The organism is Oscillibacter sp. KLE 1728, from assembly GCF_934833455.1.
Taxonomy (GTDB): domain Bacteria; phylum Bacillota; class Clostridia; order Oscillospirales; family Oscillospiraceae; genus Oscillibacter; species Oscillibacter welbionis.
Window position 1 is genome coordinate 3,360 of sequence record NZ_CAKVVF010000087.1, and the last position, 5,317, is coordinate 8,676.

5 protein-coding genes are annotated in these 5,317 nt (G+C 62.1%); all 5 read left to right on the plus strand.

All coding sequences use genetic code 11. The features are described 5' to 3' along the window. A partial coding sequence (locus QVE23_RS09250) for a heavy metal translocating P-type ATPase (RefSeq protein ID WP_502919089.1) occupies positions 1-1,455 on the plus strand: 1,455 nt, incomplete at its 5' end. 57 nt (positions 1,456-1,512) lie between these two features. Beyond that, positions 1,513-1,749 (plus strand): hypothetical protein, encoded by a 237-nt coding sequence (locus QVE23_RS09255; protein ID WP_287968017.1) that lies wholly within the window; start codon positions 1,513-1,515, stop codon positions 1,747-1,749. Positions 1,750-1,906: 157 nt separating this feature from the next. Then, positions 1,907-2,524 carry a TetR/AcrR family transcriptional regulator gene (locus QVE23_RS09260; RefSeq protein WP_287968018.1) on the plus strand — a complete coding sequence of 206 codons (618 nt, stop codon included), beginning with the start codon at positions 1,907-1,909 and terminating at the stop codon, positions 2,522-2,524. A 58-nt stretch (positions 2,525-2,582) separates the two neighbouring features. Further along, positions 2,583-4,376, plus strand: a complete 1,794-nt coding sequence (locus QVE23_RS09265; protein WP_287968020.1) for an ABC transporter ATP-binding protein — start codon at positions 2,583-2,585, stop codon at positions 4,374-4,376. Positions 4,377-4,392: 16 nt separating this feature from the next. After that, a partial coding sequence (locus QVE23_RS09270; RefSeq protein WP_287968022.1) for an ABC transporter transmembrane domain-containing protein occupies positions 4,393-5,317 on the plus strand: 925 nt, incomplete at its 3' end.

Sequence of the window (5,317 nt, forward strand, 5' to 3'; positions counted from 1 at the left end):
CGGGTGGTGGTCCGGGCCGGGGGCGTTATCCCCCTGGACAGCGTGGTGGCGGAAGGGGAGGTCACCGTCAACCAGGCATCCCTCACCGGCGAGTCCGTCCCTGTGGCCAAGCATTCCGGCGGCGCGGTGTACGCCGGAACCGTGGTGGAGGAGGGCGAGTGCGTCCTGGAGGTAAAACAGGTCTCCGGCCAGGGTCGCTACGACCAGATCGTGGAGATGATCCAGCGGTCCGAGCAGATGAAGTCCGCCGCCGAGGCCAAGGCATCCGGCTTGGCGGACAAGCTGGTGCCCTATACCTTCGCCGGGAGCCTGCTGAGCCTGGCCCTCACCCGGAACGTGACCCGGGCCCTGTCGGTGCTCATGGTGGACTTCTCCTGCGCCCTGAAGCTGGCCATGCCCCTGGCGGTGCTCTCCGCCATGCGGGAGGCGGGACGGGAGCACATCACTGTCAAGGGCGGTAAATTCCTGGAGGCGGTGGCAAAAGCGGATACCATCGTCTTTGACAAGACCGGCACCCTCACCCACGCCTGCCCCCGGGTGGCCCGGGTCATTCCCTTCAATGGCATGGAGGAGGCGGAGATGCTCCGTCTGGCCGCCTGCCTGGAGGAGCACTTCCCCCACTCCATGGCCAACGCCGTGGTGGAGGAGGCCCGCCGCCGCGGCCTGAACCATGAGGAACGCCATGCGAAGGTGGAATACCTGGTGGCTCACGGCATCGCTAGTTCGGTGGATGGGGAGCAGGTACGCATCGGCAGCGCCCACTTCATCTTTGAAGATGAAAAGGTGACCATCCCGGAGGGAGAGCAGGAGAAGTTCGACGCACTGCCCCCGGAGTTCTCTCAGTTGTATCTGGCCATTGACGGGGTGCTCTCCGCCGTGCTCTGCATCTCCGACCCCGTGCGGGAGGAGGCGAAGGACGTGCTCTCCGCCCTGCGGGGCCTGGGCGTGAAAAACGCCGTCATGCTCACCGGGGACAGCCCCCGCACCGCCACCGCTATTGCCAAGGAATTGGGGGTAGACGACTTTCGGGCCGGAGTGCTCCCTGCGGACAAAGCGGACTATGTGTCCGCCCTGCGGCGTGAGGGCCATACCGTCCTCATGGTGGGAGACGGCATCAACGACTCCCCGGCTCTCTCCGAGGCGGACGCCGGCATCGCCATCAGCGACGGGGCGGCCATCGCTCGGGAGATTGCCGACATTACCATCGCCGCCGACAGCCTGTGGGAGCTGGTGCGCCTGCGGCAGCTGGCTATGGCCCTTATGCGCCGCATCCAGAACAACTACCGTTTCGTTATCGGCTTCAATGGGGCGCTCATCGGCCTTGGCGTAGCGGGTATCCTGCCCCCCGCCACCTCCGCCATGCTCCATAACCTGTCCACCCTTGGAGTGAGCCTCCACAGCATGGGCGCCCTACCGGTAGCCAGGCAAGAGACAAAGGTACCGAATGATCTGTAAAGTTCGGAAGATCCCGCATGAGTTTATTTCGATCATCGACTGTAGGGAGGGCGGAATATGAATATGAAGAAGAATGCATTCTATCTGATTGGTGCTGTGGTCGGCGCACTGCTGGTGCTGCTGGCAGTACCGCTGGGGAACGCCTATATTGGAAATTATCTTTCGATTTATGGCGGGATGGACACCCAGAGCTATGTGTTGCTCATGCAGAGCGCGGTAACTGGCTTTCAGATCCTGGGCGGTGTTCTTCTGGGCCTCTTCGGCGCGGCGTATCTTTTCCGGCGCAAACCGTAAGCGATGATTTTATACTCGAATGCTCCGGCGTGCAGTTGTACGCCGGGGCATTTTTTATCATGCGCCGTGGGAAAATTTTCTTCCACCTCTTGACAAATGGATCCGACAGCTATACTATAGCATTGTTATATAACACTGCTATAAGGAGACTGTCAAAATGGAAGAGACCACCGCTACCACATTGGAAAAAATCCAGGATGCGGCTATGGAAGAGTTTCTGGACAAAGGGTTTCTGGGGGCCTCCCTGCGGCAGATCGTGAAGAACGCCGGGGTAACTACCGGAGCTTTCTATGGCTACTTCTCCAGCAAGGAGGCTCTATTTGCCTCTATTGTAGAACCCCACGCCAAGGCACTGATGGGCCGGTTCATGGAGGCCCAGACCTCCTTTGCTGAGTTGCCCGAGGAACAGCAGCCGGAGCATATGGGGATAGAATCCTCGGACTGTGTCCACTGGATGGTGGACTACATCTGCCAGCACCGCCAGGCAGTGAAGCTGCTCCTGTGCCGGGCGGAGGGCACCGGCTATGAGCAATTCATCCACAACATGGTGGAGGTGGAGGTGGAATCCACCCTCCGCTATATGGAAGTGCTGCGGCATCTGGGGCGGGATGTGCCGGAACTGAGCCGGTCCCTGTGCCACATCATCGCCAGCGGGATGTTCAGCGGCCTCTTTGAGATCGTGGTCCACGATATGCCCCGGGAGCAGGCACAGCGGGACGTGGAACAGTTCCGCCAGTTTTACACCGGAGGATGGCTGAAATTGATGGGGGGATGACCCCTGTCTTTTTTGGATATTGGTTAGTTATTGCTAACTTTCAAAAGGAGGTTTTTCCATGAAGCAAAAGAAGAAGAACGATATAGCCGCCCTGCTGGACTACGCGGGGAGCCACCGGGGGCTGACCTTTCTGGGCCTCGGCCTGTCGGCGGCGTCCATGGTGTGCAGCATGATCCCTTACCTCTGCATCTGGCTGGCGGCCCGGGATCTGATCGAAGTTGCTCCAAACTGGACGCAGGCCCAGAGCGTCGCCCGGTACGGGTGGCTGGCCTTCGGGGCTGCCTTCGGGGGCATCGTGCTGTACTTCGGGGGGCTGATGTGTACTCACCTGGCGGCTTTCCGCACGGCGGCCAACATCCGCAAGCAGGGCGTGGCCCATGTGATGAACGCCCCTCTGGGCTGGTTCGACGCCAACGCCTCCGGCCTCATCCGGGGACGGCTGGACGCGGCGGCGGCCGACACCGAGACCCTGCTGGCCCACAATCTGGCAGACATCGTGGGTACCATCACCCTGTTTATTGCCATGCTGGTGCTGATGTTCGTCTTTGACTGGCGGATGGGCTGTGCCTGCCTGCTGGCGGCGGTGATCTCCATCCTCACCATGTTCGCCATGATGGGGGGCAAGAACGCCCAGATCATGGCGGAGTACCAGGCGGCCCAGGACCGCATGACCAAGGCGGGCACGGAGTATGTCCGGGGCATCCCGGTGGTGAAGATCTTCCAGCAGACGGTCTATTCCTTCAAAGCCTTCCAACAGGCCATTGAGGAGTACAGCGCCAAGGCCGAGCACTATCAGGCAAACGTGTGCCGGGTGCCCCAGTCCATCAACCTGACCGTCACCGAGGGGGCCTTCGTGTTCCTGGTTCCGGCGGCCCTGTTCCTGGCCCCGGGGGCCCTGGCCGCCGGGAGCTTCGCCGGGTTTGTGACTGACTTCGCCTTTTACGCGGTGTTCTCCGCCATCATCTCCACAGCGCTGGCCCGGATCATGTTCGCCTCCTCCGGTATCATGCTGGCCGGTACCGCCCTGGGCCGTATCCGCATGGTCATGGAGGCTCCGGCGTTAAAGATCCCGGAGCATCCCAAGGAGCCCCAGGGCAGCCGGGTGGAGTTCCGGGACGTGAGCTTCACCTACGACGGGGCGGAAACCCCGGCACTGTCCCACGTCTCCTTCACGGCGGAGCCGGGACAGACGGTGGCTTTGGTGGGCCCCTCCGGAGGAGGCAAGACCACCGCCGCCAGCCTGATCCCCCGGTTCTGGGACGTAAGCTCCGGCGCGGTGCTGGTGGGCGGCGTGGACGTGCGGAACATGGACCCCCACGCGCTCATGGATCAGATCGCCTTTGTGTTCCAGAACAGCCGCCTGTTCAAGACCTCCATCCTGGAGAACGTCCGGGCCGCAAGGCCGGAGGCCACCCGGGAGCAGGTGCTCGCCGCCCTCATGGCCGCCCAGTGCGGAGACATTCTGGAAAAGCTGCCAAAGGGCATGGACACTGTGATCGGTACAGAGGGCACCTACCTCTCCGGCGGGGAGCAGCAGCGGGTGGCCCTGGCCAGGGCCATCTTGAAAGACGCCCCCATCGTGGTGCTGGACGAGGCCACCGCCTTTGCCGACCCGGAGAACGAGGCCCTGATTCAGAAAGCCTTTGCCCAACTGACGAAAGGCCGCACGGTCATCATGATCGCCCACCGCCTGTCCACCGTGGTGGGGGCGGACAGGATCCTCGTCCTGGACCAGGGGCGCATAGTGGAACAGGGCACGCACGAGGAGTTGACTGCCGCCGGCGGGCTGTATGCCAGGATGTGGGCGGACTACAACCGGGCGGTCCAGTGGAAGATCACCAGCGAACGGTGAGAAAGGGGGAAGGGAAATGTTCAGCAAAGCGTTTCAGCGCAAATACGCCCTGACCGACCAGGGCCTGAAAAACACCAAAAGCGGCGCGTTCTGGACCGTCGTCACCAACCTGGTGGTCATGGGCGGCATGGGCATCCTTTACCTGCTGATGGGGGGCTTTATGGGCACCCTGACGGACGGCGCGCCCCTGCCGGGGGCGGCGCTGCCGGCAGTCCTGACCGTGGGGTTCGTCCTGCTGTCCTTTGTGACCCACCTGCAGCAGTACCGGGCCACCTACGGCCTGGTGTACGGTGAGGTCAAGACCACCCGCCTGCGCCTGGCGGAGCGGCTGCGGAAGTTGCCCCTGGGCTACTTCGGTAAGCGGGACCTGGCGGACTTAACTGAAACCATCATGGGGGACGTAAACCGGATGGAGCACGTGTGGAGCCATGTGCTGGGATACCTGTACGGGGCCTACATCTCCACTGCCATCATCGCCCTGTGCCTGCTCTTCTACGACTGGCGGCTGATGATCGCCTGCCTTTGGGGTGTGCCGGTGGCCTTTGGGCTGCTGTTCGGCAGCCGGAAAATCGCCGCCCAAAACTCCGAAGTGACAAAAAAAGCCGCCCTTCGGGTCTCAGACGGCATCCAGGAGGCGTTGGAGAACGTCCGGGAGATACGGGCTGCCAACCAGGAGGAGCGGTATCTGGCCGGTCTTTATGAGAAGATCGACCAGCACGAAAAAGTCACCATCCGGGGCGAGCTTACCACCGGCCTGTTCGTAAACGCCGCCAGCGTGATTATGCGCCTGGGTGTAGCGACTACCATCCTGACGGGGGCCAGCATGATCTTGTCCGGGCAGATCGACTTCATGGTGTTGTTCCTTTTCTTGCTGGTCATCACTCGCGTGTACGCCCCCTTCGACCAGAGCCTGGCCCTCATCGCGGAGATGTTCATCTCCC